This window comes from Methylocella sp. (genome assembly GCF_041905455.1).
Taxonomy (GTDB): Bacteria; Pseudomonadota; Alphaproteobacteria; order Rhizobiales; family Beijerinckiaceae; genus Methylocapsa.
Map to the genome: position 1 here is coordinate 119,556 of NZ_JAYRLA010000008.1, position 26,607 is coordinate 146,162.

26 protein-coding genes are annotated in these 26,607 nt (G+C 71.4%); 6 read left to right on the forward strand and 20 right to left on the reverse strand.

Annotated features, from left to right (window positions below):
- Positions 1 to 18: 18 nt before the first annotated feature.
- Positions 19 to 2,241, reverse strand: a complete 2,223-nt coding sequence (locus ACE3OG_RS08850; RefSeq protein WP_374307737.1) for a transglycosylase domain-containing protein — start codon at positions 2,239 to 2,241, stop codon at positions 19 to 21.
- A 226-nt stretch (positions 2,242 to 2,467) separates the two neighbouring features.
- Here ACE3OG_RS08850 and ACE3OG_RS08855 point away from each other — a divergent pair, with 226 nt between their 5' ends.
- From ACE3OG_RS08855 to ACE3OG_RS08865, 3 genes are read left to right on the forward strand one after another with little or no spacing between them, the layout of a single operon-like run.
- Positions 2,468 to 3,064 carry a YcgN family cysteine cluster protein gene (locus tag ACE3OG_RS08855; protein WP_374307738.1) on the forward strand — a complete coding sequence of 199 codons (597 nt, stop codon included), beginning with the start codon at positions 2,468 to 2,470 and terminating at the stop codon, positions 3,062 to 3,064.
- A 33-nt stretch (positions 3,065 to 3,097) separates the two neighbouring features.
- Entirely contained in the window at positions 3,098 to 4,318 is a 1,221-nt protein-coding gene (gene rocD / locus ACE3OG_RS08860) for an ornithine--oxo-acid transaminase (RefSeq protein WP_374307740.1), read from the forward strand.
- Between the two features lie 40 nt (positions 4,319 to 4,358).
- A complete protein-coding gene (locus tag ACE3OG_RS08865; RefSeq protein ID WP_374307742.1) occupies positions 4,359 to 5,468 on the forward strand; it encodes an NAD(P)/FAD-dependent oxidoreductase in 1,110 nt (369 codons plus the stop codon).
- Positions 5,469 to 5,472: 4 nt separating this feature from the next.
- Here ACE3OG_RS08865 and ACE3OG_RS08870 read toward each other — a convergent pair whose 3' ends face one another.
- Positions 5,473 to 7,404, reverse strand: coding sequence for a glycosyltransferase (locus tag ACE3OG_RS08870; RefSeq protein WP_374307743.1), 1,932 nt, complete (start codon positions 7,402 to 7,404; stop codon positions 5,473 to 5,475).
- A gap of 251 nt (positions 7,405 to 7,655) precedes the next feature.
- On the opposite strand from ACE3OG_RS08870, the gene ACE3OG_RS08875 reads away from it, so the two are divergent.
- Positions 7,656 to 7,967: a hypothetical protein gene (locus ACE3OG_RS08875; protein WP_374307745.1), complete on the forward strand. Its 312-nt coding sequence runs from the start codon at positions 7,656 to 7,658 to the stop codon at positions 7,965 to 7,967.
- Here ACE3OG_RS08875 and ACE3OG_RS08880 read toward each other — a convergent pair.
- The 13 genes from ACE3OG_RS08880 to ACE3OG_RS08940 form a co-directional block, all read right to left on the reverse strand.
- On the reverse strand, positions 7,895 to 8,644 hold the full coding sequence (locus ACE3OG_RS08880; protein ID WP_374307747.1) for a tRNA (guanosine(46)-N(7))-methyltransferase TrmB: 750 nt from the start codon (positions 8,642 to 8,644) through the stop codon (positions 7,895 to 7,897). The two genes, ACE3OG_RS08875 and ACE3OG_RS08880, sit on opposite strands and share 73 nt — an antisense overlap.
- Positions 8,645 to 8,664: 20 nt before the next feature.
- Positions 8,665 to 9,861, reverse strand: a complete 1,197-nt coding sequence (metK, locus tag ACE3OG_RS08885) for a methionine adenosyltransferase (RefSeq protein WP_374307749.1) — start codon at positions 9,859 to 9,861, stop codon at positions 8,665 to 8,667.
- A 230-nt stretch (positions 9,862 to 10,091) separates the two neighbouring features.
- Positions 10,092 to 10,586 carry a helix-turn-helix domain-containing protein gene (locus ACE3OG_RS08890; RefSeq protein ID WP_374307751.1) on the reverse strand — a complete coding sequence of 165 codons (495 nt, stop codon included), beginning with the start codon at positions 10,584 to 10,586 and terminating at the stop codon, positions 10,092 to 10,094.
- Positions 10,587 to 10,711: 125 nt separating this feature from the next.
- On the reverse strand, positions 10,712 to 12,397 hold the full coding sequence (gene lnt, locus ACE3OG_RS08895; protein WP_374307836.1) for an apolipoprotein N-acyltransferase: 1,686 nt from the start codon (positions 12,395 to 12,397) through the stop codon (positions 10,712 to 10,714).
- A 14-nt stretch (positions 12,398 to 12,411) separates the two neighbouring features.
- On the reverse strand, positions 12,412 to 13,359 hold the full coding sequence (locus ACE3OG_RS08900; protein ID WP_374307753.1) for a hemolysin family protein: 948 nt from the start codon (positions 13,357 to 13,359) through the stop codon (positions 12,412 to 12,414).
- Positions 13,360 to 13,366: 7 nt separating this feature from the next.
- A complete protein-coding gene (ybeY, locus tag ACE3OG_RS08905) occupies positions 13,367 to 13,858 on the reverse strand; it encodes an rRNA maturation RNase YbeY (protein WP_374307755.1) in 492 nt (163 codons plus the stop codon).
- Positions 13,855 to 14,931 (reverse strand): PhoH family protein, encoded by a 1,077-nt coding sequence (locus ACE3OG_RS08910; protein ID WP_374307757.1) that lies wholly within the window; start codon positions 14,929 to 14,931, stop codon positions 13,855 to 13,857. Before ACE3OG_RS08910 ends, ybeY begins: the two co-directional genes overlap by 4 nt.
- Positions 14,928 to 16,328 carry a tRNA (N6-isopentenyl adenosine(37)-C2)-methylthiotransferase MiaB gene (gene miaB, locus ACE3OG_RS08915; RefSeq protein ID WP_374307759.1) on the reverse strand — a complete coding sequence of 467 codons (1,401 nt, stop codon included), beginning with the start codon at positions 16,326 to 16,328 and terminating at the stop codon, positions 14,928 to 14,930. Before miaB ends, ACE3OG_RS08910 begins: the two co-directional genes overlap by 4 nt.
- 67 nt (positions 16,329 to 16,395) lie before the next feature.
- Entirely contained in the window at positions 16,396 to 16,920 is a 525-nt protein-coding gene (locus tag ACE3OG_RS08920; protein WP_374307760.1) for a GNAT family N-acetyltransferase, read from the reverse strand.
- On the reverse strand, positions 16,917 to 17,678 hold the full coding sequence (tsaB, locus tag ACE3OG_RS08925; RefSeq protein WP_374307762.1) for a tRNA (adenosine(37)-N6)-threonylcarbamoyltransferase complex dimerization subunit type 1 TsaB: 762 nt from the start codon (positions 17,676 to 17,678) through the stop codon (positions 16,917 to 16,919). Before tsaB ends, ACE3OG_RS08920 begins: the two co-directional genes overlap by 4 nt.
- 27 nt (positions 17,679 to 17,705) lie before the next feature.
- Positions 17,706 to 18,269, reverse strand: a complete 564-nt coding sequence (locus ACE3OG_RS08930; protein WP_374307764.1) for a NifU family protein — start codon at positions 18,267 to 18,269, stop codon at positions 17,706 to 17,708.
- Between the two features lie 172 nt (positions 18,270 to 18,441).
- Positions 18,442 to 18,774 carry a hypothetical protein gene (locus tag ACE3OG_RS08935; RefSeq protein WP_374307766.1) on the reverse strand — a complete coding sequence of 111 codons (333 nt, stop codon included), beginning with the start codon at positions 18,772 to 18,774 and terminating at the stop codon, positions 18,442 to 18,444.
- 40 nt (positions 18,775 to 18,814) lie between these two features.
- Positions 18,815 to 19,627, reverse strand: coding sequence for a 16S rRNA (uracil(1498)-N(3))-methyltransferase (locus ACE3OG_RS08940; RefSeq protein ID WP_374307767.1), 813 nt, complete (start codon positions 19,625 to 19,627; stop codon positions 18,815 to 18,817).
- A gap of 130 nt (positions 19,628 to 19,757) precedes the next feature.
- Here ACE3OG_RS08940 and ACE3OG_RS08945 point away from each other — a divergent pair, with 130 nt between their 5' ends.
- Positions 19,758 to 20,204: a hypothetical protein gene (locus ACE3OG_RS08945; protein WP_374307769.1), complete on the forward strand. Its 447-nt coding sequence runs from the start codon at positions 19,758 to 19,760 to the stop codon at positions 20,202 to 20,204.
- A 55-nt stretch (positions 20,205 to 20,259) separates the two neighbouring features.
- Entirely contained in the window at positions 20,260 to 21,195 is a 936-nt protein-coding gene (gene ubiA / locus ACE3OG_RS08950) for a 4-hydroxybenzoate octaprenyltransferase (RefSeq protein ID WP_374307771.1), read from the forward strand.
- On the opposite strand, the gene ACE3OG_RS08955 is transcribed toward ubiA, so the two are convergent.
- The 5 genes from ACE3OG_RS08955 to trmFO form a co-directional block, all read right to left on the reverse strand.
- On the reverse strand, positions 21,106 to 23,274 hold the full coding sequence (locus tag ACE3OG_RS08955; RefSeq protein WP_374307772.1) for a heavy metal translocating P-type ATPase: 2,169 nt from the start codon (positions 23,272 to 23,274) through the stop codon (positions 21,106 to 21,108). The two genes, ubiA and ACE3OG_RS08955, sit on opposite strands and share 90 nt — an antisense overlap.
- Positions 23,275 to 23,279: 5 nt before the next feature.
- Complete coding sequence (locus ACE3OG_RS08960; protein ID WP_374307774.1) at positions 23,280 to 23,663, reverse strand: hypothetical protein; 384 nt, start codon at positions 23,661 to 23,663, stop codon at positions 23,280 to 23,282.
- A gap of 27 nt (positions 23,664 to 23,690) precedes the next feature.
- Positions 23,691 to 23,996 carry a hypothetical protein gene (locus tag ACE3OG_RS08965; RefSeq protein ID WP_374307776.1) on the reverse strand — a complete coding sequence of 102 codons (306 nt, stop codon included), beginning with the start codon at positions 23,994 to 23,996 and terminating at the stop codon, positions 23,691 to 23,693.
- A 212-nt stretch (positions 23,997 to 24,208) separates the two neighbouring features.
- Positions 24,209 to 25,030: a hypothetical protein gene (locus ACE3OG_RS08970; RefSeq protein WP_374307778.1), complete on the reverse strand. Its 822-nt coding sequence runs from the start codon at positions 25,028 to 25,030 to the stop codon at positions 24,209 to 24,211.
- Positions 25,031 to 25,108: 78 nt separating this feature from the next.
- Positions 25,109 to 26,521: a methylenetetrahydrofolate--tRNA-(uracil(54)-C(5))-methyltransferase (FADH(2)-oxidizing) TrmFO gene (gene trmFO, locus ACE3OG_RS08975; RefSeq protein WP_374307780.1), complete on the reverse strand. Its 1,413-nt coding sequence runs from the start codon at positions 26,519 to 26,521 to the stop codon at positions 25,109 to 25,111.
- Positions 26,522 to 26,607: the final 86 nt, after the last annotated feature.

The following is a 26,607-nucleotide window of genomic DNA, read 5'->3' on the forward strand; positions in this document are numbered from 1 at the left end:
AGGCGGACGGCGGGCGGTTCAGCCGCCGCCGGGCGCGGGAGCGAGCGTCCGCGCGCCGACGCGGCCGTCCTCGGGCGTCGAAAAGCGCGCCGCGGCGCCGTCCTCGCGCCGCTTCTGCGCCTGCTCCAGCGCCTCGTCCATGGCTCTGGCGATGTCGCCGAGGGTCTGCGCCGAACGGGCCGAAAGGCTTGCCGGACGAAGCGGCGCGCCGGCGGCGACAGGCGGCGCGGCGGCGAGCGCGGCTCCCTGCGCCGGCTGCTTGCCGCCCGGCAGCGCCTTGAGCTCGATCCCCTGATGCGCATAGGCCATCACCTCGCGCCAGGTCGCGGCGGGCAGCGAGCCGCCGGTCATCTTCTCCATCGGCGTGTCGTCGTCGTTGCCGTACCAGACGGCGGCGACGTAATTGCCGGTGAAGCCGACGAACCAGGCGTCCTTGTAGCCGTTGGTCGTGCCGGTCTTGCCGGCGACGTCGATCCCCTCGAGCTTCGCCCGCGTCGCCGTGCCGCCCTCGACCACCTGCAGCAGCATCGAATCCATTGTGGCGATGGTCTCTTCGGGGAACAGGCGGCGCGGCTGCGGCCCGTCGCGGTCGTGGCGATAGATGGTTTCGCCGCGCCCGTTCGCGATCTCGACGGCGGCGAAGGGCGGGGCGCGCAGGCCTCCGTTGGCGAACACGCAATAGGCCGAGGCCATGTCGATCACCGTCACCTCCGCCGCGCCGATCGGCAGCGAGACCGTGTCGACGAGCGGCGTCGTCAGCCCCATCGCCCGCGCGTTCTCGACGATCTTGGCGCGCCCGGCGCGCGGGCTGCCGTCGCCGATGGCGGTCGCGAGCCGCACCGCGACGGTGTTCAGCGAGCGGGCGAGCGCCTGCGACAGCGGCAGGGCGCCGGCGTAGGTGTTCTTGTAGTTGTGGGGGCACCAGTTGCCGATGCAGATCGGCGCGTCGACGACGATGGTCGAGGGTTTGAATTTGCCGGTGAGCAGAGCGGTCAGGTAGACGAAGGGCTTGAAGGACGAGCCTGGCTGGCGCAGGGCGTCGGTCGCCCGGTTGAACTGGCTGGCGCCGTAGTCGCGCCCGCCGACGATGGCGCGCAGCGCGCCGTTCGGCTCCATCGCGACCATCGCGCCCTGCTTCGCCTTGTAGCCCGGGCCGTACTGGCGCAGCTGATCCTCGATCGTCGCCTCGGCGCGCTGCTGCAGCCCGAGGTCGAGCGCGGTGCGCACGGTGAGCACGCGCTCCTCGCCGAGCTTGTTGTCCTCGGCGAGGCGCTTGACCTCCTGATAGGCGTAGTCAAGGTACCAGTCGGGGCTCGCGTCCTTGGCGCGGTCGACCGGCGTCGCCGGATTGCGCAGCGCGGCGTAGATCTGCCCCTCGGTCAGATAGCCGGCGTCGACCATGTTGTTGAGGACGTCGTGCGCCCGCGCTCTGGCGGCCGGCAGGTTGACGTGCGGGGCGTATTTCGTCGGCGCCTTGAACAGGCCGGCGAGCATCGCCGATTCGGCGAGGGTGAGGTCGCGCGCCGACTTGCCGAAATAGAACTGCGCCGCCGCCTGCACGCCGAAGGCGCCGCCGCCGAGATAGGCGCGGTCGAAATAGAGCTTCAGGATCTCCTTCTTGGAGAGGCGAAACTCCAGCCACAGGGCGAGATAGGCCTCCTTGATCTTGCGCTCGATGGTGCGCTTGTTCGACAGGAACAGGTTTTTCGCGAGCTGCTGGGTGATCGTCGAGCCGCCCTGCACGACGCCGTCGGCCTTGGCGTTGACGGTGAGCGCGCGCGCCGTGCCGATGACGTCGACGCCGAAATGGTCGTAGAAGCGGCGGTCCTCGGTCGCGAGCGCGGCGGCGACGAAGGACTCCGGCAGCTCGTCGAGGCCGACGGAATCGTCGTGCTTGATGCCGCGCCGGCCGACCTCGCGGCCGTAGCGGTCGAGGAAGGTGACGGCGAGGTCCTGCTTCTTCAGCCAGTCGTCGGAGGTCTCGCGGAAGGCCGGCACGGCGAGCGCGAGGGCGAGGATTCCGCCGGCGATGGCGATGGTCAGCGTCTCGCAGGCGATCTCGACCGCGCCCCGCCGCCAGCCCGACAGGCGGAAGCGCTCCATATAGGCGCTGAAGTCGGCGTAGCGCTCGCGCGCGTCCTCGCCGGCGCGATAGAGCGTGGAGTCGAGCCAGGCGTCGGCCGCGAGCAGGACGCGGGCGAGGCTTGTCCAAAGCCGCGATCGGCGCAGGCCGTCGAACATCTGCGGTCAGGGCTCCTGCGGCGCGCCTTCGTACGGCGCGCGCGTGTTGGACATAGCAGGCTTTCGCCGGCCGGCCCATCGACAGACGCGTGAAAGCTTCCGCAGGCTGCCGCGCGAAGAGGATGAAATGAAGGCGCCGCCAGCCCGACATGAAAAGGCGCCGCCGGCCTGATATGAAAAGGCGTCGCCGCCGCGCTTGACGCGAAGGCTCCGGCGGCGCACCTGCATGGGTTTCAACGAGGAAAACCGGATGACCAGCGCGCCCGACGCGCCGTTCTGGCGTCGCAAGACGCTCGAGGAGATGACCGAGGCCGAGTGGGAGAGCCTGTGCGACGGCTGCGGGCGCTGCTGCCTCGTCAAGCTCGAGGACGAGGACACCGGCGAGATTCATTTCACCGACGTCGCCTGCCGCCTGTTCGACGCCGCGGCCTGCCGATGCGCCGACTACGCGCGCCGCCGGCGCCGGGTGCGCGACTGCGTCAAGCTCGACCCCGCGCAGGCGCGCGCGCTCTCCTGGCTGCCGCCGACCTGCGCCTATCGCCTCGTCGGCGCGGGGGCCGACCTGCCGGCCTGGCATCCGCTCGTCTCCGGCTCGCCCGACAGCGTGCATGAGGCGGGGATATCTGTGCGCGGACGCGTCGCGGCGCTCGAGACCGAGGTCGCCCTCGACGACTACCCGGATCATATCGTCAAATGGCCGATGCGGCTCCCGCGCGGCCACACAGCCGTGAAAGGGGCGCGCAAGAAGGCGGAAAATGCCGGAAAGAGCGCGCGCGGCGAGCGCAAGCGCCGCGATTCGCCCGCAAATGACGCGCAGACGTGAGGTTTCGGCGAATTGAAGGAGACGACTTCGTCCATGGACGGCCAGCACATCATCGACCGCGAAAGGCTTTTCGGCGCGCAGAACTACGCGCCGCTGCCGGTCGTGCTGTCGCATGGACGCGGCGCGCAGCTCTTCGACGTCGCCGGCAAGCGCTATATCGACATGATGAGCGCCTATTCGGCGGCGAGCTTCGGCCATCTGCATCCGCGCCTCGTCAAGGCGGCGCGCGACCAGCTCGAGCGTCTCGACATCGTCTCGCGCGCCTTCCACAGCGACAATCTCGGCGCCTTCTGCCAGGAGCTCGCGGAGTTTTGCGGGCTCGACGCCTGTCTCGTCATGAACACGGGGGCGGAGGCGGTCGAGACGGCGATCAAGGCGGCGCGCCGCTACGCCTATGACGAGCTCGCGATTCCGCCGGATACGGCGGAGATCATCGTCGCGCACGGCAATTTCCACGGCCGCACCACCACCATCGTCGGCTTCTCGGACGATCCCAACGCGCGGCGCGGCTTCGGGCCGTTCGCGCCCGGCTTCGCCCATGTCCCGTTCGGCGACGCGGGCGCGGCCGAGCGCGCCGTCAACCCGTCCACGGCGGCGATCCTCGTCGAGCCGATCCAGGGCGAGGGCGGGGTGATCGTGCCGCCGCGCGGCTATCTCTCCGACCTTCGCCGCATCTGCGACCGCCACGGCATTCTGCTCATCTTCGACGAGGTGCAGTCGGGCTTCGGCCGCACCGGCCGCGATTTCGTGTGGATGCACGAGGACGCGCGGCCCGACGGCGTGACCGTCGGCAAGGCGCTCGGCGGCGGAATCCTGCCGGTCTCCGCCTTCGTCGCGCGCCGCGCGCTGATGAACGTGTTCACGCCCGGCAGCCATGGCTCGACCTTCGGCGGCAATCCGCTCGCCGCCGCCGTCGGCCGCGAGGCGATCGCGCTGATGCGCGAGGAGGAGCTCTCGGCGCGCAGCGCGCGGCTCGGCGCCGTGCTCATGGAGGCGATCGAGGCGCTGCGCAGCCCGGCGGTCATCGCGGCGCGCGGACGGGGCCTGTGGGTCGGCGTCGAGCTCGACCCGGCGCTCGCCAGGGGCAAGGACGTCTGCCTCGCCCTGCTGCGGCGCGGCGTCCTCGCCAAGGAGACGCATGAGACCGTGCTGCGCCTCGCCCCGCCGCTGGTGATCGAGGAATCCGAGCTGCTCGAGGCGATCGGCGCGCTCGGTGCGGCGCTGGAGGAGACCGCCGCCGCGCGCGCGGGGTGACGCGGCGCGGCCGGCGGCCGTCGTAAGGGAGCGGCGCCCTGTGGAAAGCGTGGATTGCCTCGTCGTCGGAGCGGGGGCGATCGGGCTCGCCGCCGCCCGCGCGCTCGCCGCGCGCGGCCGCGAGGTTATCGTCGTCGAGGCGACCGATCGGATCGGCTCGGGAATCTCCTCGCGCAACAGCGAGGTCGTCCACGCCGGCCTCTATTATCCCAGGGGGAGTCTGATGGCCCGGCTGTGCGTCGAGGGCCGCCGCGCGCTTTACGATTTCTGCGCCTCGCGCCACATCCCCCATGGCGAATGCGGCAAGATGATCGTCGCGGCCTCGGCCGGGGAGATCGGCGAGCTTGAGGCGCTGAGGGAGCGCGCGCGGGGCAACGGCGTCGACGACGTCGTCCTTCTCGATGGCGCGCAGGCGCGCGCGCTCGAACCCGGGCTCTCGTGCGTCGCGGCGCTGCTCTCGCCTTCGACCGGAATTTTCGACAGCGACGCTTATATGCGCGCGCTGCAGGGCGAGCTTGAATCCCTTGGCGGCGTCGTGGCGCTCAAGACGCCCGCGCTCGGCGGCGCGGCGACGGGCGAACGCGTCGCGCTCGACCTTGGCGGCGCGGCGCCGACGCGGCTGCGCTGCAAGCTCCTCGTCAACGCCGCCGGCCTCGCCGCGACGAAGCTCGCCCGGAGCGTCGCGGGCCTCGACCCGGCGCTTGCGCCGCGGACCTATCTCGCCAAGGGAAATTACTTCTCGCTCGTCGGCCAGAAGGCGCCGTTCGCGCGGCTCATCTATCCGGCGCCGGTCTCAGGCGGCCTTGGCGTGCACCTGACCTTCGACCTCGCCGGCGCGGCGCGCTTCGGGCCGGACGTCGAATGGGTCGAGAAGGAGGATTATGTCGTCGATCCGTCGCGGGCGGCCTCGTTCTACGCCGCGATCAGGCGCTACTGGCCGGACCTCAAGGACGGCGCGCTGCAGCCGGCCTTCTGCGGCCTGCGCCCGAAGCTCTCGCCGCCCGGCGCGCCGGCGCGCGACTTCCTGATCCTTGGTCCGGGGGATTACGGCGGCGTCAGGGTCGTCAGCCTGTTCGGGATCGAATCGCCGGGCCTAACCGCCTCGCTCGCCATCGGCGAGCATGTCGCCGACCTCGCGCAGGGGCGCTGAGGCTTCAGCCGGCGAGGTGCATCTCCTCGTCGAGGACGATCGGCGGACCCGTCTCGACGAGCGCCCTCCCGGCCTTCGCCCAGGAGCTCTTCGACAGCCCATGCTCGGTCTTGTGCCAGTGGAACGGACGCAGGATCAGATCGTAGAGCGCGGCCCAGGTCGCCGCCGACATCAGCAGATAATAGGGCAGCAGCAGCGGCAGGAAGGCCCACAGGCCCATCAGCCGGCGCCGGCGCATGCCGATCAGCGCGATCCACACGATCGAGCCGGCGCCGAAGCCGACGACGGACACCCATAGCGTCGCCTCGACGAGGGCGAGCTCCGAATCGGGGCAGGGCGGGCCGAAGCGCAGAAGGTCGAAGGCCATGAAGGCGCTGAGGAACGGCCACAGCAGCGGCCCCAGCACCAGATTGACCATCATCAGGGCGTAGAACACCATCCCCGTCCAGCCGACTTCGCGCCTGAGGCGCGGCGGGTCGCGGGAGAGGGTGATGAAGGTCTGCATCCAGCCCTTGGCCCAGCGCCGGCGCTGCGTGATCCAGGCCTTCATGCGCGCCGGCGCCTCCTCGCGCGTCGTCGAATGGAAGGTCTCGCTGCGATAGCCGAACCGCGCCATGCGCAGGCCGAGGTCGGCGTCCTCCGTCACGTTCCACGCGTCCCAGCCGCACAGGCGCCGCAGCGCGCCGACGCGGAAATGATTCGACGTGCCGCCGAGCGGGACCGGCCAGCGCAGGCTCGCGAGCCCGTGGGTCGTCACGTCGAACAGCGCGGCGTATTCGATCGAGAACAGGCGCGTCAGCCAGGAGTCCTCGACATTGTCGATGGCGAGCTGCGCCTGCAGGCAGACGACGCGCGGCGAGGCCTCCATGAAGCGCTCGGCGGCGTCGCGCAGCTGGCCGGGCGCCGGCGCGTCCTCGGCGTCGAAGATCGCGACATAGTCGCCGGCGACGAGGTTCAACGCGATGTTGAGGGCGCGCGGCTTGGTCTGCGGCCAGCCGGGCGGCGCGACGACGATCTCATAGGCGGACGGGAGGCGCAGCGCCTCCAGCGCCTCCCGCGTCGACGCGTCGTGCTCTTCGACGACGAGCTTGATGTCGAGCTTGCCGCGCGGATAGTCGATCGCCTCGAGCGCGCGGACGAGCTCGCCGACGATGCGCGCCTCCTTGTGCAGGGCGACGATGATCGAATAAGGCGGCAGGAGCCGGTCGTCGACGCGCGGGCCGCGCCGCGCCGGCGGGGCGAAGCTCGCGAGGCCGGCGACGAGGCGCAGCACGATCCCGGCGAGGAAGGCGAGGCTCGCGGCGATGGCGACGACGCTGGCCGCCGCCGGCGCGAGGGCGCAGGCGAGCGCCGCGAAGACGAGGGCGGCGACGCCCGCGCAGATCTGTCCCTCGCTCGCCCCGTCCCTGGCGCAAAGGCGCGGATCGCGCGTGAGAAGCGCGAGGCTGGCGTGAGCGGCGATCGCCGGCGCCGCCCGCGCGCGCACGAGCCGCGACATGTTGGCCGGGGTCGTGACGACGAGGCTGCCGGCCATCTCCTCGCCGCGCGCGCGCCGGCGCAGCAGGCTTTCGAGCGTCGCCCCGCGCGGGGCGACGAGCCAGCGCGGCCCCGCGCCGGCGCGGGGCGCGCCGCCGGCGCGCCGCGCATGCGGAGAGCGCGCGCCGGAGCCGCGGCGGGCGGCCGGCGCGGCGAAGGCGACGCCGAGATGGACGGCGAGCGCGCGATAGAAAAAGGACTCGCCGACGCCAAGGCTCAGCAGCGCCGCCTCGGGCTCGACGCCCTGCGCCGACGCGAGCGCCGCGGCCTGGGCGAGCAGGTCCGCGGGGCAGCCGGCCTCGAGCAGGAACGCGAGACGTTCCTCTTGCAGGAGACGCGCCTTCGCCGTCGCGGGGGACGTGGCCGGATCGCAGGAATTTATGAAAAAGGGCGAGTTCATCGAATTGGACGAGCATGAAGCTACAGTTCAGCTCTAGATGATAAATATTGATAGTCAACAGTATAAATACGTGCTACATCAAAACAGCTCGTCGCCGTCGTGCGCAGCTTACTGGAAGTTGTTGGTAATAACGCTGCGACGCAAAATAGTTGTAGCAGATATGTTGCGCTGCGATATAGTCATGCGCCTCATGGTTGCAATTCTTACAGGGTTCGCCTTGCAGCACTAAAGAAACGATCGGGAGATATCCGATGCTCGTCTTCGCCGCCGCCTGCCTTCTACTCGGCGTTTGTCTCGGCCGTATCTTCACGGCCTACGTCCTTTTGCCCACCAGCATGTTGATCGCAGGCGCCGGGATAATAGTCTGGACCGGAGGATACGCCTCTCTTTTGGGCGCGGCGGTCGGCGCGGGGCTGATGATCGCCAGCGTCGAAGTCGGCTATGTCATAGGTGTCGTCCTGCCCCGCGCGCGGCGCGGCGGCGCCATCGCCTACGCGCCCGAGGCGACGCGCGCGGCCCCGGTCCGCGCCGGCTTGCGGCCGGTGGCGACGAAGGTGAAATAGGCGCAGTCGCGTCCTTCGCGCAGGGCTTTGGCCTCGTAGCGCGTGCCGCTCCATCCAGCGTAGGGGCGGCGCCAGTCGTCGGGCCCATGCGCCGGCCATTCGAAGAAGGACGAGCGCAGGACGCGGGCCAGCGTCCAGCCGGCGTTGTCGTCGACGTCGGTGGCGAAACGCAGCGGCGCGCCCGGCTTCATGACCCTTGCGAGGCGAGCCAGCGTCTCATCCGAAAGAAACCGCCGCTTGCGCTGGCGCCGCTTGGGCCAGGGATCGGGAAAGAGCAGGCAGGCGCCGTCGAGCGAATCCTCGGGCAGCGCCTCGATCACGTCGCGCGCGTCGCCCTCGTAGAGCCGGACGTTGGAGAGGGCGCCCGCCTCGATCAGCGCGAGCGCGCCGGCGACCCCGTTGTGGAAGGCCTCGCAGCCGATGAAGCCGGTCTCCGGCTCGCGCGCGGCGCGGGCGGCCAGATGTTCGCCGGCCCCGAAGCCGATCTCGAGCCAGAGGGCGCTGAACGGGCCGCCGAACAGCGCGGCGGGGTCGATCGGCCTCGAGGCGTCGACGGCGAGCGCGGGCAGGGCCTCGCGCATGAGCGCGGCGTGGCGCGCGCGCAGCGCCTTGCCGCGTCGGCGGCCATGCAGGCCGCCCGAGGGAGGACGCGCGCCCTCGGCGTCCTTCACGCCCATGTCGTCAGGGAGCGGCGGGATCAGGAAAGATGGGCCTTGAGCTTCTCGCCGAGGTCGGTGCGCTCCCACGAGAAGCCGCCGTCCGACTCCGGCGCGCGGCCGAAATGGCCGTAGGCCGCGGTGCGGGCGTAGATCGGCCGGTTGAGCCCGAGATGCTCGCGGATGCCGCGCGGGGACAGCTTCATGCTGTCGCGCAGCGTCGTCTCGAGCCGGCCTTCGTCGACTTTCGCCGTGCCGTGCCCGTCGACGTAGATCGACAGCGGCTCGGCGACGCCGATGGCGTAGGCGAGCTGGATGGTGCAGCGGTCGGCGAGGCCGGCGGCGACGACGTTCTTGGCGAGGTAGCGCGCGGCGTAGGCGGCCGAACGGTCGACCTTGGTCGGATCCTTGCCCGAGAAGGCGCCGCCGCCATGGGGCGCCGCGCCGCCGTAGGTGTCGACGATGATCTTGCGGCCGGTGAGGCCGGTGTCGCCGTCCGGCCCGCCGATGACGAACTTGCCGGTCGGATTGACGTGCCAGGCGGTCTCTTCGTCGATCCAGTCCGCCGGCAGGGCGGCGCGGATGTAGGGCTCGACGATGGCGCGCACGTCCTCCGAGGTCAGCGATTCGTCGAGATGCTGGGTCGAGAGCACGATCTGCGTGACGCCGACCGGCTTGCCGCCGACGTAGCGAACGGTGACCTGGCTCTTGGCGTCGGGGCCGAGCTTCGCCGCGTCGCCCTCGCGGGCGTGACGCGCCGTCGCGAGCGTCTCGAGGATCTTGTGCGCGTAATACAGCGGCGCCGGCATCAGCTCCGGCGTCTCGCGGCAGGCGTAGCCGAACATGATGCCCTGGTCGCCGGCGCCCTCGTCCTTGTTGCCGGCGGCGTCGACGCCTTGCGCGATGTCGGCGGACTGCTTGTGCAGGAGGATCTCGACATTGGCGTCGCGCCAGTGGAAGCCGGCCTGCTCGTAGCCGATGCGCTTGATCGCGCCGCGCGCCGCCTGCTCGATGGCGTCGAAGCCGAGCGCCGGGCCGCGCGTCTCGCCGGCGATGACGACGCGATTGGTGGTGGCGAGCGTCTCGCACGCGACGCGGATCTGGGCCGGATCCATTCCCACGCGGTCGCCTTCGCGGAAGAACAGGTCGACGATCTCGTCGGAAATGCGGTCGCAGACCTTGTCCGGGTGGCCCTCAGAGACCGATTCGCTGGTGAACAGGTAGTTTTCTCGAGCCATCGGCCCCTCCGCTGCGGATGCCTGGGCCGACGCGCGCCCGCGCGACGCCGCCTTGGCGACCGCAATGGATCGTGGGCGACGCGCGAGACGCCCGCAATCGCGCCCCGCGCCAGTCGACGACGCGCCGAACCGGCTCCTAGAGGGCGAAATGCTATAATGGCGTTCGTTTTGTCAAGCGATTTGGGCGAATTCGTTCGTTAGACAGAACGTTTGGGCTGTCGCCCGTCCGATCAATTGTTGAACCCTCCGTTGGCTCGGGGCTTCAGCAGCGAGGCCTCGCCCGTCTCCTCGCCGGCCAGCGCCGTCACGAGATCGACGATGCGCTTGCGCACCTTCGGATCCTGAATCCGGGCGAAGGCCAAGTTGAGATGGAGCCCTTCGGCGGTCGAAAGGAAGTCGGCGACATAGGCCGAGCCGCCCTCCTCGGCGACGCCCGAGGGCGGAGCGCTCGCCGTCTCATCCTCGAAAGACGGCGCGCCCTCGAAGAAGAAGGCGGGCGGCACGTCGAGCGTGCGGGAAATCTGCTGGAGCCGGCTCGCGCCGATCCGGTTCGCGCCCTTCTCGTATTTCTGCACCTGCTGGAACGTCAGCCCGAGCGCCTCGCCGAGCTTCTCCTGGCTCATGCCGAGTATCACGCGGCGCATCCTGACGCGGCTGCCGACGTGACGGTCAATCGGATTGGGGACTTTTTTGACTTTATCCATAACCCTGGTCTGGTCGGTCATAGCTCAACCATGCGTAGTGAAAAATGTCCTTCTTTTATCATTCGTCAACGTCGACGGGGCCGCGCGGTTTCGCGCACGGCGCTGATAAAAGTCGAATGTAATTACATGACAATTATTTCATGCTGTCAAATGCGCTTGCGCAAAAAAGCCATAATTGATCCGGCCGCCGCCGCCGCCGCAAACGGCAGCGCGCTCCATAAGGCGCCGAGGCGCGCGAAAGGCGTCTTCTCAGCCGCCTCCGGCAGGGCGCCGACGACGAGCCCCCGCGCGCCGAGCGGCAGGCTCTCGAGGATGCGCCCGTATGGATCGACGATCGCCGAAATTCCGGTGTTGGCGGCGCGCAGCAGGGGAAGGCCCTCCTCGATGGCGCGCAGACGGGCCTGCGCGAAATGCTGGCCGGGTCCGAGCGTGTGGCCGAACCAGCCGTCGTCGGTCACGTTGAGCAGAAAGCCGGGGCGCGGCGCGTCCCGCTCCTGCGGCAGCGCCTCGCCGGGAAAGATCGCCTCGTAGCAGATCAGCGGCGCCGCCGGCGGCAGGCCCGGAACGGTCAGCGTGCGTCGTCCATGCCCCGCCGCGAATCCGCCGGGCAGCGTCACGAACTGCTTCAGCCCGAGCCTCGAGAGCAGCGCCTCGAAGGGCAGGTATTCGCCGAACGGCACGAGATGGGACTTGTCGTAGGTGTCGACGATCAGCCCGGCGCTCGAGATGACGTGGATCGAATTGTAGAAGACCGGCCGGTCGAGCCGCTCGGGCTCGGCCTCGTCGGCCGGCGCCCCCGGCGCCTGCGCGACGCGCGCGGCGCCCGTCGCGAGAAAGCCGCCGAGCGGCAGCGCCGCGGCGATGTCGGCCACGGCGCCGGGGCTGCGCGACAGGATGAACGGGAAAGCCGACTCCGGCCAGACGAGAAGCATGGCGTCGCCGTCCGGCGGCGGGCGGTCGAGCTGCGACAGGGCGAGATAGCGCTCGACGATCTCGCGCCCGAATTTGGCGCTGAATTTGTCGTCGAGCGCCATGTTCGGCTGCATCAGGCGGATTTCGACATCCTTGACGAAGCGCGTCTCCCCGCGCGCCAGCCGCAGCGCGCCAAAGGCGAAGAGGCTGGCGAGCGCCGCCGCCGCGAGAAGGCCCGGAGCGAAGGCGCGGGCGCCGAAGGGCTTGTCGGCGAGCGTCGCCGGCGCGCTGAAGATCGCGAGCGCCAGAGTGGTGAGGCCGTAAAGGCCGACGATCGAGGCGAATTGGGCGCTGAGGAGATTGCCCCCGAGCGCCATGCCGAAGGCGTTCCAGGGGAAGCCGGTGAACAGATGGCCGCGCAGCCATTCGCTCGCCGAAAGCGCCGCGGCGAAGACGAGCACGCGCGAAGGGCCTGGCGTCCAGAGAAAGCCGGCGAGCGAAAATCCCGCCGCCGGAAACAGCGCGAGGACGGTGGGCAGGCCGAGGACGCCGAGCGGCAGCGCCCAGGCGAACTGATCGGCCTCGACCAGGAAGGCCGCGCCGAGCCACCACAGCCCGGCGAGAAAATAGCCGAAGCCGAAGGCGAAGCCGTCGGCGAAGCAGCCGCGGACGACCGCCCTTCGTGAAGAGGCGTCAAACACGCGGCCGTCGATCAGCCAGACCGCAGGGACGAGCGCGAGCGCGAGCGCCGGCATGAGCCCGAGCGGCGGGAGCGCGAGAGCGCCGCAGGCGCCGGCGGAAAAGGCGAAGAGGCGCCGGCGCCAGCCGCACGCGAGGGCGATCGAGCCGGCCGCTCGTCTCAGCCGCGTTCGCCAAGCGCGAAAAGGCCGAGCGCGAAAAGACCAGGCGCGAAAAGACATGGGCGACGGACGGCTCACGCCCCTCCTGCGCCCTCGTGGCGCATGAGCGCGACGCGCAGGCGCCGCGCGCGGCGCGGGTCCGCCTCGAGGACCTCGAACTCGAACGGCGGCTCGACGATGATTTCGCCGGCGGCGGGCACGTGGCCGGCGCGCATGGCGATCAGACCGCCGATGGTGTCGACCTCCTCGGTCCCGTCGAGCGTCTCGGGGGCGACGCCGAGCGCGCGCGCGACGTCCTCGATCGGGGCGCGCGCGTCGACGAAAACGCCGCCGCCGGGCGCCGGGTCGATCTTCGGGCTCTCGTCGGAATCATGCTCGTCCTCGATGTCGCCGACGATCACCTCGACGATGTCCTCGATCGAGGCGAGGCCGTCGACGCCGCCATATTCGTCGATGACGAGGGCCATGTGGGTGCGCGTCGCCTGCATCTTCACGAGCAGCTCGATCGCCTGCATCGAGGGCGGCACGAACAGGACGGGGCGCACCAGCCGCGCGTCGGCGATCGACAGGGAAAGGTCGGGGAAGCCCGGCGCCGGCGCGCCGGCGCGCCGCCGCGCCGCGGGGGCGGCAGCCGGCTTGGAGTGGCCGTAGCCGAGAAGGTCGCGGATGTGGATCATGCCGCGCGGATCGTCGAGCGTGTCGCCATGCGCCGGCAGGCGCGAATGGCCCGCGCTGCGGAAGATCGCCAGCGCCTCGACGACGCTCGTCCCGACCGGCACGGCGACGATGTCGGCGCGCGGCACCATGACGTCCTCGACGAAGGTCTCGCGCAGGCCGAGCACGTTCTTCAGCATGGCGCGCTCGCGCGGCGGCATGTCGTCGGCCTCGGCGAAAGCCTCCTGCAATTCGTCGTTCTCGGGGGCGCCGCCGAAGACGGCGCGCAGCCGGTCGAAAAGGCCGGGGCGCTGACTTCGAGGTCTGTCCGTCTCCGCCTCGGAGGCGGCGCTGTCGCGTTCGCTCATAGGATCGTCATCGCTCTTTATGTGGGGCCGCGGGCTCGCGATAGGGGTCGTCGACGCCGAGGCGGGCGAGGGCCGCGCGCTCGGCCGCCTCCATTTCCTCCGCCTCCTCCTCGTCCTCGTGGTCGTAGCCGACGAGATGCAGGAAGCCGTGGACGATGAGATGGGAGACATGATCGGCGAGCGGCCTGCCCGCCTCGCGCGCCTCGCGCGCGCAGGTCTCGAAGGCGACGACGACGTCGCCGAGCGCCCGCGCCGTCTCGAGTTCGCCTTCGGTCGGGAAGGACAGCACGTTGGTCGGCTTGTCGAAGCCGCGCCAGAGCAGGTTGAGCGCCTGGATGAACGCGTCGCCGCAGAACATCAGGCTGACCTCGGCCTGCGGCGAAAGCGTGAGGCCTTCCTGCGCGATCGCCGCGCCGATCGCCCGTTCGGCGAGGCCCTGAAGGTCGTCGAGCGCCTTCCAGCCTTCCGATTCGACCGCGACGTCGACGAGCGGGATCATCGTCGGACCTTCTCCTCGCCGCCGCGGGCCGCCGCCTCATAGGCCCCGACGATGCGCCGCACGAGGTCGTGGCGCACCACGTCGCCTTCCCTGAACACGACGTGGCCGACGCCTTCGAGCCCCGCAAGCAGGGAGATCGCCTCGGAGAGGCCGGACTTCTGCCCCGGCGGCAGGTCGGTCTGGGTGGGATCGCCGGTGACGATCATACGCGAATTCTCGCCAAGGCGGGTGAGGAACATCTTCATCTGCGTCGAGGTCGCGTTCTGCGCCTCGTCGAGCAGGACGCAGGCGTTGGACAGGGTGCGCCCGCGCATGAAGGCGAGCGGCGCGACCTCGATCATGCCGGTCTGCATCCCGCGCTCCAGCATGCGCGGGTCCATGAAGTCGCCGAGCGCGTCGAATATCGGCCGCAGATAGGGATCGACCTTCTCGCGCATGTCGCCGGGCAGGAAGCCGAGGCGCTCGCCCGCCTCGACCGCCGGCCGCGACAGGATCAGGCGCTCGACGGCGCCCTGCTCGAGCAGCAGCACGGCGTAGCCGACGGCGAGCCAGGTCTTGCCGGTGCCCGCCGGCCCCTCGGCGAAGACGAGCTCATGGCGTTTGAGGAGGCGCAGGTAATGGTCCTGCGCGGCGTTGCGCGCGCGCACCGGGCCGCGCCGCCGCGTGCCGATCTGCTCGAAGGCGATGCGCCCGGCCTCCGCCTCCTGCGGGAACAGCGAGCCCTGCAGCGCGCCCTCCTGGATCGCCCCGTCGACGTCGCCGAGCGTCAGGGCGTGGCCCTCGCGCACGCGGCCGTAGAGGTTTTCGAGCGCGAGCCGGGCGCGCTCGCAGGAGTCGGCGGGACCCTTGATGGTGACGAGATTGCCGTTGGCGATGGCGACGACGCCGAGCCGGCGCTCGAGGCGGGCGAGGTTCTGGTCGTAATGGCCGAACACCAGCGAGGCGAGCCGGTTGTCCTCGAAGGCGAGGTTGACTTCCGCCGCCTGCGGCTCGCCGGCGCCGCGACGCCCCTCCGCGCGGGCCCCGAAGCCGAGCCCGGGACGCTCGAGCGTCTGGCGTTCCGTAGGCTTCACGCGGCCTCCCGCGCCTTGAGCCGGCCATGCAGCGAATTGGAGCCGGCGGAAAGGATTTCGACGGGGAGCATGCGCCCGACGAGCTCGGGGCCGCCCTCGAAATGGACGGCCTGCAGATAGGGCGTCTTGCCGCCGACCTGGCCCTCGTGGCGGCCGCGCTTCTCGACCAGCACGTCGAGCGTGCGCCCGACGCAGGCGCGGTTGAACGCCTGCCGCTGGCGCTCGAGCAGCTCCTGCAAGGCGAGCAGCCGGCGCGACTTGACCTCCTCGGGAATCTGGTCGGAGCGCTCCGCGCCGGGCGTGCCGGGACGCGGCGAATATTTGAAGGAGAAGGAGGCGGAAAAGCCGACGGCTTCGACGAGCGCCATTGTCGCCGCGAAATCGGCCTCGCTCTCGCCGGGGAAGCCGACGATGAAGTCGGAGGAGAGGGCGATGTCGGGCCGCGCGGCGCGGATCTCCCCGATCAGCGCGAGATAGTCGGCGCTCGTGTGCCGCCGGTTCATCGCCTTGAGGATCGCGTCCGAGCCCGACTGCACGGGCAGGTGCAGATAAGGCGCCAGCGCGGGCAGCGCCCTGTGCGCTTCGATGAGGTCGGCGGCCATGTCGTTGGGATGGCTCGTGGTATAGCGCAGCCGCGCGAGGCCGGGCAGGCGCGCGAGCCGCTCCATGAGGCCGGCGAGCGAAGCTTGAGCGCCGTCCTCGTCCTCGCCATGATAGGCGTTGACGTTCTGGCCGATGAGGGTCAATTCGCGCACGCCCTGCGCAAGGAGCGCCCGCGCCTCCTCGACGACCGCCGCGACCGGGCGCGAAAATTCCGCGCCGCGCGTGTAGGGCACGACGCAGAAGGAGCAGAACTTGTCGCAGCCCTCCTGCACGGTGAGGAAGGCGGACACGCCGCGCCGGCGCGTCGCCGCCTCGGTCGGGGCGGGGAGGAAGCCGAACTTGTCCTCTTCCGGAAACTCCGCCTCGACGACATGGGCGCCATTGCCGGCGCGCGCGAGGAGCTCGGGCAGGCGATGGTAGCTCTGCGGGCCGACGACGACGTCGACGGCGCTCTGGCGGCGCTGGATTTCGGCGCCCTCGGCCTGCGCGAGGCAGCCGGCGACGACGATCTTCAGCGCGTCGCCCGACGCCGAGCGCGCGGCTTTGAGCTCGCGCAGGCGCCCGAGCTCGGAGAAGATCTTTTCCGAAGCGCGCTCGCGGATGTGGCAGGTGTTGAGCACGACGAGGTCGGCGTCCTCGGCGCTCGCGGCCTCGCCGTAGCCCTGCAGGGCGAGGAGGTCGCTCATGCGCCGCGCGTCATAGACGTTCATCTGGCAGCCGTAGGACTGGATGAACATCCGTCGCCCGGCCCGCGGCGCGTCCGCCTCGCGCCTCGTCTTCGTCTCGCCCGACATCATCCTCCGATCCCGCCGCCGCCGCGCGGACCGACGTAACCCATCGTACTCTTTCTGTGTCGCGCAGTCACGGATTGAAGTCCAGCCGCAACAGGAGCGCGCTCGCCGGCGGCGCGTCCCCCTTGCGGTAATAGGCCTTGCGCTCGCCGACCTTGCGGAAGCCGCGCGCGGCGTAGAGCGCCCGCGCCGCGAGGTTGCCCGAATCGACCTCGAGAAACAGCCGCTCCGCCCCCCGCGCGACGAGGCGCGGCGTCTGCACTCTGAGGAGCGCCGCGCCGACGCCGGCCCGGCGGCGCTCGGGGGCGACGGCGATGGTCAGGATTTCGGCCTCGTCGGCCGCCGTCCGCGACAGGATCATGCCGCACAGGGCGTCGTCGGCGTCGAAAGCGCCGTCGGCGACGACGCTCGCGTCGGTCAGGAGCTGCTCGAAATCTTCCTCGCTCCATGGGAAGGAGAAGCCCGTCGCGTGCAGGCGGGCGCATTCGCCGGCGCGCGCCGCCGGCAACGGCCGATAGGCCGGCGCGCGGGCGAACAGGCGACGCATCGACTGGCTCATCGAGCCGCCGAGGGTTCGGCTCGCGCCCTCGCTCACGGGGTCGCGCCTTCCGCCTCGCCGGCGGCCTCGGGCGCCGCGACGAAGACGGAGGGCGCCTGCGGCTTGGCGTCGGCTGGCTTGAGGTAGAGCGGGCGGGGCGGGGCGAGCGCGGGGTCGGCGGCGAGGGCGAGCCGGGCGACGAAGCGGATGTCCGGCGCGTTTTCGCCGGCGGCTTCTGCCCCGACGCCGCGCCGCTCGAGCTCCCTGAGGACGAGGCCGGCGCCGGAGCCCGCGAGCCTGACGAGCGCGCCGGCCTCCGGGTCGCCGCCGTGCCGGCGCAGCGCCGCCTCGGCGAGCGCGATCTCGGCCGCGGCCTCCGCGGCCGGCAGGATGCGGGGAAGCGACAGCGCCCGGCCGCCCGGCTCGAAGCCGGCGTAATAGACCGCCCCGTGGCGGGCGTCGACGACCGCGGCGACGATCTCCGGCCGCCGCTCGACGATGAGCGGAGCGGCGAGCGCGGCGAGCGTCGAGACGCCGACGACGGGAACGCCGCAGGCGAGGCCGATGGCGCGCGCCGCCGCGAGGCCGACGCGCAGGCCGGTGAACGAGCCGGGCCCGACCGTGACGCCGACCCGCGAGAGAGCCGGAAAGCCGCCCTCGACGCGGGCGCAGATCCGCTCGATCAGCGGCATCAGCGCCTCCGCGTGGCCGCGCTCCATCGGCAGGCTCTCGAGCGCCTCGAACTCGCCGGTCTCGCCGTCGAGCACGCACGCGGAAGCCGCCTGCAGGGCGGTGTCGACGGCGAGGATCTTCACGGCGCCGGCGTCCCTCCGGCGCGAGAGCTAGATGGATTCGACGGCCCTGACATCCGGAATGTAATGCTTGAGGAGATTCTGCACGCCGTGCTTCAGCGTCGCCGTCGAGGACGGACAACCCGAGCACGAGCCCTTCATGGCGAGATAGACGATTCCGTCGCGAAAGCCGCGGAAGCGGATGTCGCCGCCGTCGCCGGCCACCGCCGGGCGCACATGCGTCTCGATCAGCTGCTTGATCGCCTCGACCGCCTCGGCGTCGGCTTCGGCGAAGAACTCCGGCTCGTCGCCGCCGGCCGAGACCTCGGCCTCGGGCGTCAGCAGCGGCTCGCCGGAGAGGAAGTGCTCGATGATCGCGCCGAGCACGGCAGGCTTCAGGTCGCTCCAGTCGCCGCCGTCATTGGTGACGGAGATGAAGTCGGCGCCGAAGAATGCGCCGCGCACGCCCTCGAGCGCGAACAGCGCCTGCGCCAGCGGCGACTGGCGGGCGCCCTCGGCGTCGCGGATGTCGAGCGTGCCGGCGCTCATCACCGGGCGGCCGGGCAGGAATTTCAATGTGGCGGGGTTGGGGGTCGTTTCCGTCTCGATGAACATGGAGGTCTCCGAACGTCCGGTTCAAGGCCGGAGCTCTGACGCGTCTGGGTCTGCGGCCCTGCGGCGTCGCCGCGGGCGGCGCCCGTCCCGTTCCGCGCCGGAGAGAGGCGAGCGCCCCTCTAGATAGGCTTTTCAGGAAGACATGGCCAGCCCGCTGCCTCGCCGGCGCGGCTCAGCGCCTGATGACGCGATCGGCGGAATCCTCGTTGAGGCGAAGGTGTCCGGACATCGCCGCGGGAGCCGGGCCGCCGGCGGAGTTGACGCGCATCGCGCCGCCTTCGCCCGTGGCCGCGCGACGGGCGGGAAAGCCGACGCCGACCCGCACATGGCCTCCGGCCCAGCCGCAGCCTCCGCCCGGAGCGGCGACGAAGCCGGGGCCGAACGCCGCCTCGCAGCGGCCCGGCGCGCCCTCCTGAAGGTCAGCCTCGCCGGCCGCCGCGGGGAGCGCGAGGCTTCCAAGGCAAAGGCTCGACAGGAGCAGAAGGCTGCCGGAGTGCATGCGCATGGCGGACCTTGAACCTCGCAGGACGTCGAATCGGCTCAGTTCATGTCTTTATAATGGGGCGATTTGATGGTTCGTTAGCGAAAGCTTGGGCGTCCCGCCAGTCGCCGAGCGTCGCCTGGACGAGGGCGAGCGCGGCCACCGCCGCCGTGTCGGCGCGCAGGACGCGCGGCCCGAGCGAAATCCGCGCCGCCTGCGGCAGGGCGAGCAGCGCCTCGCGCTCCTCCGGCGCGAAGCCGCCCTCGGGCCCGACGAGGACGGCGAGCGCCGCCGGCGCGCCGCCGGGAAAGCCGGCGCGGGAGCCAAGAAGCGCGGCGCGCGGATCGCCCTGTGGCGCGTCCTCGTCGCAGAAGACCAGCATCCGGTCGGCCGGCCAGTCCTTCAGCGCGTCGGAAAGGCGCTGCGGCGCGTCGATCCGCGGGACGCACAGCACGCCGCACTGTTCGGCGGCCTCGACGGCGTTGGCCCGCATCCGCTCCAGATTGACGCGCTCGGCCTGCGTGCGCCGCGTCAGCACGGGCCGTAGCGCGCCGGCGCCCATCTCGACCGCCTTCTGGACCATGTAGTCGAGCCGGGCGTGCTTCAGCGGCGCGAAGAGATAGGAGAGCGTCGGCGCGTCCGGCTGCGGCCTCGTCCGCTCGCCGACCTCGAGCGCGAGCGCCCGGCGCCCGCGCGGGGCGAGCGCCGCCCGCCACTCGCCGTCGCGCCCGTTGAAGGCGAGGACGCCGTCGCCTTCCCTCAGCCGCAGCGCGTTGCGCAGATAATTGGCCTGCGCCGCGTCGAGCGCGACCTCGGCGCCCGGCGCGAGCGCCGCCTCGACGAAGAGGCGCGGGGAGGAGAAGTCGTAGGAAGCCATGGCGGGTCGGGGTCGGTCCTTCGGCGGCTTGCCTTGGCGCCGGCGCTTTTGCTATTGACGCCTCTTGGACCGTCCTGACGCGGAGCGTCGCACGGCGGAAGGGAAAGACGAGCGGCGAGAGGCCTTGTCGATGATCGCGAATAGACGTCTTCGCATCCGCGGTAAAGCGGCGGCTTTCGCCGCCTTCTCGTTCGCGGCCCTCGCGTGCGGGACGGCCTTCGCGCTCGACTGCAACGGCGACATCGGCGCGCTCACCAAGAAGCGCCAGGGCGTCATCGACACGCTGAACGCGCTCGCCAAGAAGAACAAGGGCCAGCTCGATCCGGTCGCCTCCTGTCCGCAGCTCAAGGCGCTCGTCGCCGCCGAGCGCCAGCTCGCCGATTATTTCGCCAAGAACAAGGACTGGTGCAACGTTCCCGACAACGCCGTCGAGAACATTACGGCCAGCGTCCAGAAATCAACTTCGGTCGCCGGGCAGGCGTGCAAGATCGCCGCGCAGATGAAGAAGGCGCAGGAGCAGCAGGCGACCGGCGCCGGGCTGCCGCCGGCGCAGAAGCTGCCGAGCGGCCCGCTCTAGGCCGGTCGTGGCGCAGGGCGCGCCAGAGGCGGGAGCGCGCGGCGCGGCGGATCCGTTGCCGGACGCCGCCAATCCGTCGCTGTTCCGGCTCGCGCCGGCGCGGATTCGTCCCTATCTCCAGCTCGCGCGGCTCGACCGGCCGATCGGCTGGCAGCTTCTGCTGCTGCCCTGCCTGCAGTCGAGCGCGCTCGCCGGCGCGGCCTACGGGCTCGCCCCGCGGCTTTCCGACATGCTGCTGTTCCTCGCCGGCGCGATCGCCATGCGCGGCGCGGGCTCGACCTTCAACGATATCGTCGACCGCGACATCGACGCCCGCGTCGAGCGCACGCGGGCGCGTCCCATTCCGTCCGGCGCCGTCACGGCGCGGGCGGCGGCGGCCTTCCTCGTCGCGCAGGCGCTCGTCGGGCTCGCCGTGCTGCTATGCTTCAACGGCTTCACGATCGCGCTGGGGCTTTGCTCGCTCGGCTTCGTCGCGGTCTACCCTTTCGTCAAGCGCTTCAGCCACTGGCCGCAGGCGGTGCTCGGGGCGGCGTTCGCCTGGGGCGCGCTGATGGGCTGGGCGGCGGCGCGCGGCGCGCTCGCGCCGGCTCCCGCGCTTCTTTATTTCGGGGCGGTCGCCTGGACGATCGGCTACGACACGGTCTACGCCCTGCAGGACGTCAAGGACGACGCGGTGATCGGCGTCGGCTCGACCGCGCGCCTGTTCGGCGACAAGGTCGACCTCGCCGTCGGCGGCTTCTACGCGCTCGCCTTCGCCTTCGCCGCGGCCGCGCTCGTCGCCGCCTCGGCGGGCGGGCTCGCGCTCGTCGGGCTCAGCGGCTACGGGCTGCATCTCGCCTGGCAGGCCGCGCGGCTGCGCGCCGCCCGCAAGGGCGACGCCGAGGTTCCTGGCGCGCTCGCGCTACGCCTGTTCCGCTCCAACCGCGATGCGGGGCTGATCCTGTTCGGCGGGCTCCTCGCCGAGTCGCTCCGCCTCGCGCTGCAGAGCTAGCGCGGGCGGCGCGGGGGGGCGCGGCGCCGGCGTGCGCGCGGGCGCCCGGTTGGCGGCGAGCGAGCGCAGCAGCACGCCGATCGTCGCGCCGTTGTGCAGGGCGGCCGTCGCCCGCGGCGAGAGGAGCCCGCCGGCGGCGCCGGCGAGAATCGCCGTGTTGGCGCCGACCGCGACCGAGAAGTTCGAGCGGATGAGCGCCATCGTCGCCTGCGCCAGCTCGTGCAGGTCGGCGAGCGCGTCGAGCCTGTCGTCGATGAGCGCGACGTCGGCGGTCGCGCGGGCGATGTCGGCGGCGCGCGGCATGGCGATCCCGACGTCGGCGGCCATCAGGGCCGGGCCGTCGTTGACGCCGTCGCCGACGAAGGCGACGCGCGCGCCATCTTTCCTCAAGCTTTCGACGATGCGCGCCTTGTCCTCCGGCTGCCGCTCGTAGAACACCTCGTCGAGGCCGAGCTGCTCGCCGAAGGCGAGCGCCTTCTCGCGCCCGTCGCCGGTGATCATGACGAGGCGCCTGACGCCGCGCGCGCGCAGCCGCGCGAGCGTCGCCGCCGCGTCTTCGCGCAGCCGGTCGCGCAGCGCGAACACGGCGAGCGGGCGCTCGTCGAGCGCGGCGAACAGCAGCGACTTGCCTTCGCCCGCGAGCCGCGCCGCGAGCGCGCGCTGCGGCGCGAAGGAGACGTTCTCGTCGTCCTCGAGGAAGTGACGGCTGCCGAAGATCACCGCGCCGTCGGCGATTTCGCCCTCGACGCCGTGGCCGACGATGAAGTTCACCTCCTCGTGCGGAATATGCGCGAGGCGCCGGCGCCGCGCGAGCTCGACGACGGCGCGGGCGATCGGATGGGTCGTATGCTCGCCGAGCGAGGCGACGATGGCGATCGCCCGGTCCTCGTCGACGCCCGGCCGCAGCGGGAAGATGTCGGTCACTTCGAGCGTGTTGTGGGTGAGCGTGCCGGTCTTGTCGAAGACGACCGTGTCGACGCCGGCGAGCGTCTCGAGCGCCTGGCCGCTCTTGACGAGCGCGCCCTCGCGCGCGGCGCGGTACATCGCCGTCTTGAGCGCGATCGGCGTGCCGAGCTTGACGGTGCAGGAGTAGTCGACCTGGAACACCGATTCGAGCCGGCGCCAGCTGCGCGTCAACGCGAAGACGCCGGCCGCCGAGCCGAGCGTGATGCCGACGCGGCGGTCGGCCATCTCGTCGGAGACGGACTGGATCTCGGCGGGGCGCTCGAGCGCCTCCTGGATGTAGCGCGTGATGCGCCCCGTGGTCGTCGCGCCGCCGACGCGCTCGGCGCGGATGACGAGCCGTCCGTCGGTCACGATCGCGCCGGCGAGCGCCGTCCCACCGGGGCCGAGCGGCAGCGGCAGGCTTTCGCCGGTCACCGCCGACTGGTCGACATAGGCGTCGCCGTCGAGCACCGTCCCGTCGACGGGAATGGTCTCGCCGAGGCCGACCGCGACCTCCTCGCCGCCCTTAAGGCTGGCGAAGGCGACGCGCCTCAGCTCGCCGTCCGGGGCGCGCACCCAGACGTCCTCCGGGCGGCGGCGCAGCAGCGAGCGCAAAAGTTCGTCGGAGCGTTCGATGGTGGTCGATTCGATGTAGCCGGCGAGCGTCGTGAGCAGGCGGGTGAAATTCGCGGTGGCGTAGTCGCCGCGCGCGGCGGGCAGGGCGACCGCCAGCGCGTCGAGCGTCTCGACCTTCATGCCGTGCGCGAGCGTCGCCTCGATCCCCAATAAGATCGCGCGCGATATGTTGGCGAGCGTCACAAGGGCGGCGAGCGGGCGCGGCGCGGCGAGCGCGACGAGGAAGGCGCCCACCGAGAGCGCCAGCGCCGCGCCTTCGGCGGGCGGCGGGGACGGCGCGGGCTCGGGCGCGGGCGGCGGGTTCGCCGCGATCTTCAAGATCCGCGCGCGGGTCGGCGCGCGCCCGTCGTGGACGACCGCGAGCGAGCCGCAGCGCGGGTTAGCGCGCGCCGCGCGCACGCCCTCCGCGCGGCTCAGCGCCGCCGTCGCGTCGGCGAGATGGTCCGCCGGCAGGCGCAGCCGCAGCCGGCCCGGCAGTTCATGAACGACGCGGATCATGGCCCTCAGCCGTCGCGCCGCCGCGACTCGGTCGCCTCGACTTCCGCCTCGGCGTCGTGGAAGCGCTCCTTCGCCTCCGCGAAGGCGCCGCGCACGCGGACCCAGGCGGAGAGGGCCGTGCGCAGGATGAAGCGTTGCGCCGTCTCGTTGGTGAGCAGGTAGGCCGCGCCCGCGCCGACGACGAGGCCCTTGACGAGCTGGTCGGCGCCTGGATGCGGGTGAGCGTTGTAGCCCGGCGCAAGCGCGGGATCGACGACGGGGCCGTAGGCTGCGGCGGGCGGCGGGGCGTAGACGCCGTTCGGCGGAGCGGCTTGCGCGCCGCCCTCCAGAGCCGCCGCGCCGGTCGCGCCGTAATAATAGTAATGATGCTGCACGGATTCGGATTTCATCGCCACTCTCTCTACTGCTCGTGTGCGTCAGTCTTCGGCCGGCTCGCGCGCGCGGGCTTGCGCGTCGTCGGGCCTGCTTCTGGCCTTGACCTTCTCGACAACGCCGCCCACGGCGGCCCGCACGTCCGGTCGGTGGGCGAGGGCGACGAGCCCCGCGCCGATCGCGGCGCCGAGCCAGAACTTCGAGCCGCTGGCCCGCGCGATGCGTGAGAAATTCGAGATGCTGAGCCCGTCCGTGAGCACGCCTTCGACGACGTCGAGCAGGTCGATGCGGCGCTGCGGAGCTTGCTGCGGCCCATATGTTGGGCCGTAGCCGGAATTGCGATTGGCCATGGAGAAAACCTCTTGAAAAGCCTCGCGCGCGGCGGGCTCGGAAGGGAGCGCCGCGCAAGGCGCGCCGACGGGCCGAAGGGCTCTTGCGCCGGGCCCCGCGCGGGCGTCGCGGCGCGTCATGGACAAGATTTAGCTATGTCGCGCGGCCTCCGAAAGGGCCTGCGTCAAATAATGCGAAGTTTAAAATAAGAAGAGTTTAAAAGAAGCGCCGCTCAGAAATAGCTTTCAAGCGAGATCGGCGCGAAGCCCGAGCGCTCCATTTCCACCACGAAGGCGACGGAGCGGGCGATCAGCCGGTCGCGCCGCGTCACGCCGGCGAACTCCACGCCGGGCGAGGCGACGACTTCGCAGACCTCCGCGCCCTTCGCGACCGCCGCGCCCTCGCGCGCGAGGCCGCGCAGCCGGCCCGAGCCCGGCGCGATGATCGGCGTCGCGCCGACGCTGCCCAGCACCTCGCCGATGCGCACGCCTTCGCCGATCCGCCGCTCGCTGTGGAACATGCCGTGGTTGGGGGCGTGCAGGACGCGGCCGTCCGAGAAGCGCCGGTCGACCGCCTCGCCGCGGGCGTCGAGCGATCCTTGCCGGATCACCCCGCCGGGATCGCGCGCGCCGATGTCGATCAGGACGTCGCAATTGGCGCCGGCGACGTAACGCCGGCCGAGGCCGATGGTGAAGTCGGCGAAGCGCGTCAGCTGCTCCGCCGGAAGCGAGGCGTCGGCGCGCGCGTCGACGATGATGTCCCACGGCCAGCGCGTCGCGACGTCCTCGAAGGAGCGCCAGAGGATCGGGATCGCCACGCCGCTCTTGAGCGAGGCGAGGAAGTCGCGTGTCTTGTCGGCGCGGCGGGCCTCGACGCCCTCGAAGGCGCAGGCGCCGTCGAACCAGGCGTCGACGAAGGCCATGCGCCGGCGGATCGTCTGCGGCGGCGAAGGCTGGTGAATGGCGACGGCGTGGCCGGCGAGATGGAGCTTGCGCGCCACGGACGAGGCGAGCTCGTCCATGCCAAGCACCAGTATCGAGGCGTCCTCGCTCATGCGCCAATCCGTCGCGGAAACCGGGTCAATGTGGCGGAAAGGCGCGCCCATTGCAACCGCCGCTTCGCCTGTCGCGTGTCACGCCGGCGCGGCCGCGGGCCCGGCGCGGAGCCAGGCGTCGAGGTCGGCCGCCGCGCGCGCGCAGAGCGCCGCCTTCCGCAGCGCGGCTTTCTCCGGCCCGCGCAGCCGGCGGCCCTGCGGGCGCGGCGGCGGCGCGTCGAGCGGGGGGAACAGGCCGAAGTTGACGTTCATCGGCTGGAACGAGCGCGGCCCCGCGTCGATCGTCTCGATATGGCCGGCGGTGATGTGGTTGATCAGCGCGCCGAGCGCGGTCGTCGCCGGCGGCGGCGAAAAGGGCGCGCCAAGCCGCTCAGCCGCAGCCATGCGGCCGACGATCAGTCCGACGGCGGCGCTCTCGACATAGCCCTCGCAGCCGGTGATCTGGCCGGCGAAGCGCAGCCGGGGCAGCGCCTTGAGGCGGAAGAACGGGTCGAGCAGCTTCGGCGAATTGAGGAACGTGTTGCGATGCAGCCCGCCGAGCCGCGCGAACTCGGCGCGCTCGAGCCCCGGAATCGTGCGGAACAGCTCGACCTGCGCGCCATGCTTCAGCTTCGTCTGGCAGCCGACCATATTATAAAGCGTGCCGAGCGCGTTGTCCTGGCGCAGCTGGACGACGGCGTAGGGCTTGACCGCCGGATCATGCGGATTGGTGAGCCCGACCGGCTTGAACGGTCCGTGCCGCAGCGTCTCCGGCCCGCGCTCGGCCATCACTTCGATCGGCAGGCAGCCGTCGAAATAGGGGGTCTTCTCGAAATCCTTGAACTCGGTTTTCTCGCCGGCGAGCAGGCCGGCGACGAAGGTTTCATATTGCTCGCGCGTCATCGGGCAGTTGACATAGTCGGCGCCGGTCCCGCCCGGCCCGGCCTTGTCGTAGCGCGACTGCATCCACGCCGCGCCCATGTCGATCGAATCGAAATGCACGACCGGCGCGATGGCGTCGTAGAAGGCGAGGCCCTCCTCGCCGGTGAGCGCGGCGACCGCCTGCGCCAGCGCCGGGGCGGTGAGCGGGCCCGTCGCGACGATGGTCTCGCCCCATTCGGGCGGCGGAAGCCCCTCGACCTCCTCGCGCAGAATCGTCGCCAGCGGCTCGGCTTCGAGCGCGGCGGTGACCCGCGCGGAAAAGCCGTCGCGGTCGACGGCGAGCGCGCCGCCGGCGGGCAGGCGGCAGGCGTCGGCGCTCGTCAGGATCAGCGAGCCGAGGCGGCGCATCTCCTGATGCAGCAGGCCGATCGCCGAGCCCTGAGCGTCGTCGGCGCGGAAGGAGTTGGAGCAGACGAGCTCGGCGAAGCCGCCGGTGCGGTGCGCCGCCGTCTGGCGCAAGGGCCGCATCTCGTGCAGCGCGACGGGGACGCCGGCGCGCGCGATCTGCCAGGCGGCCTCGGCGCCGGCGAGGCCGGCCCCCACGACATGGATCGGCGGGAAATCGGTCATCCGCCCTTTTAGGGCGCCGCGTTAAATTCCGACACCCCCGCGCGGAAGACCCGCGATGCGCTCCCGCGATGTGCTATGGCCCGGCG

What these genes read in the sequence shown, in the direction of transcription:
- ACE3OG_RS08850 (WP_374307737.1), bottom strand. Translation starts at nt 2,241, where the DNA reads ATGTTCGACGGCCTGCGCCGATCGCGGCTTTGGACAAGCCTCGCCCGC.
- ACE3OG_RS08855 (WP_374307738.1), top strand. Translation starts at nt 2,468, where the DNA reads ATGGGTTTCAACGAGGAAAACCGGATGACCAGCGCGCCCGACGCGCCG.
- rocD (WP_374307740.1), top strand. Translation starts at nt 3,098, where the DNA reads ATGGACGGCCAGCACATCATCGACCGCGAAAGGCTTTTCGGCGCGCAG.
- ACE3OG_RS08870 (WP_374307743.1), bottom strand. Translation starts at nt 7,404, where the DNA reads ATGAACTCGCCCTTTTTCATAAATTCCTGCGATCCGGCCACGTCCCCC.
- ACE3OG_RS08875 (WP_374307745.1), top strand. Translation starts at nt 7,656, where the DNA reads ATGCTCGTCTTCGCCGCCGCCTGCCTTCTACTCGGCGTTTGTCTCGGC.
- ACE3OG_RS08880 (WP_374307747.1), bottom strand. Translation starts at nt 8,644, where the DNA reads ATGGGCGTGAAGGACGCCGAGGGCGCGCGTCCTCCCTCGGGCGGCCTG.
- metK (WP_374307749.1), bottom strand. Translation starts at nt 9,861, where the DNA reads ATGGCTCGAGAAAACTACCTGTTCACCAGCGAATCGGTCTCTGAGGGC.
- ACE3OG_RS08890 (WP_374307751.1), bottom strand. Translation starts at nt 10,586, where the DNA reads ATGACCGACCAGACCAGGGTTATGGATAAAGTCAAAAAAGTCCCCAAT.
- lnt (WP_374307836.1), bottom strand. Translation starts at nt 12,397, where the DNA reads ATGTCTTTTCGCGCCTGGTCTTTTCGCGCTCGGCCTTTTCGCGCTTGG.
- ACE3OG_RS08900 (WP_374307753.1), bottom strand. Translation starts at nt 13,359, where the DNA reads ATGAGCGAACGCGACAGCGCCGCCTCCGAGGCGGAGACGGACAGACCT.
- ybeY (WP_374307755.1), bottom strand. Translation starts at nt 13,858, where the DNA reads ATGATCCCGCTCGTCGACGTCGCGGTCGAATCGGAAGGCTGGAAGGCG.
- miaB (WP_374307759.1), bottom strand. Translation starts at nt 16,328, where the DNA reads ATGTCGGGCGAGACGAAGACGAGGCGCGAGGCGGACGCGCCGCGGGCC.
- ACE3OG_RS08930 (WP_374307764.1), bottom strand. Translation starts at nt 18,269, where the DNA reads ATGTTCATCGAGACGGAAACGACCCCCAACCCCGCCACATTGAAATTC.
- ACE3OG_RS08935 (WP_374307766.1), bottom strand. Translation starts at nt 18,774, where the DNA reads ATGCGCATGCACTCCGGCAGCCTTCTGCTCCTGTCGAGCCTTTGCCTT.
- ACE3OG_RS08940 (WP_374307767.1), bottom strand. Translation starts at nt 19,627, where the DNA reads ATGGCTTCCTACGACTTCTCCTCCCCGCGCCTCTTCGTCGAGGCGGCG.
- ACE3OG_RS08945 (WP_374307769.1), top strand. Translation starts at nt 19,758, where the DNA reads ATGATCGCGAATAGACGTCTTCGCATCCGCGGTAAAGCGGCGGCTTTC.
- ACE3OG_RS08955 (WP_374307772.1), bottom strand. Translation starts at nt 23,274, where the DNA reads ATGATCCGCGTCGTTCATGAACTGCCGGGCCGGCTGCGGCTGCGCCTG.
- ACE3OG_RS08960 (WP_374307774.1), bottom strand. Translation starts at nt 23,663, where the DNA reads ATGAAATCCGAATCCGTGCAGCATCATTACTATTATTACGGCGCGACC.
- ACE3OG_RS08965 (WP_374307776.1), bottom strand. Translation starts at nt 23,996, where the DNA reads ATGGCCAATCGCAATTCCGGCTACGGCCCAACATATGGGCCGCAGCAA.
- ACE3OG_RS08970 (WP_374307778.1), bottom strand. Translation starts at nt 25,030, where the DNA reads ATGAGCGAGGACGCCTCGATACTGGTGCTTGGCATGGACGAGCTCGCC.
- trmFO (WP_374307780.1), bottom strand. Translation starts at nt 26,521, where the DNA reads ATGACCGATTTCCCGCCGATCCATGTCGTGGGGGCCGGCCTCGCCGGC.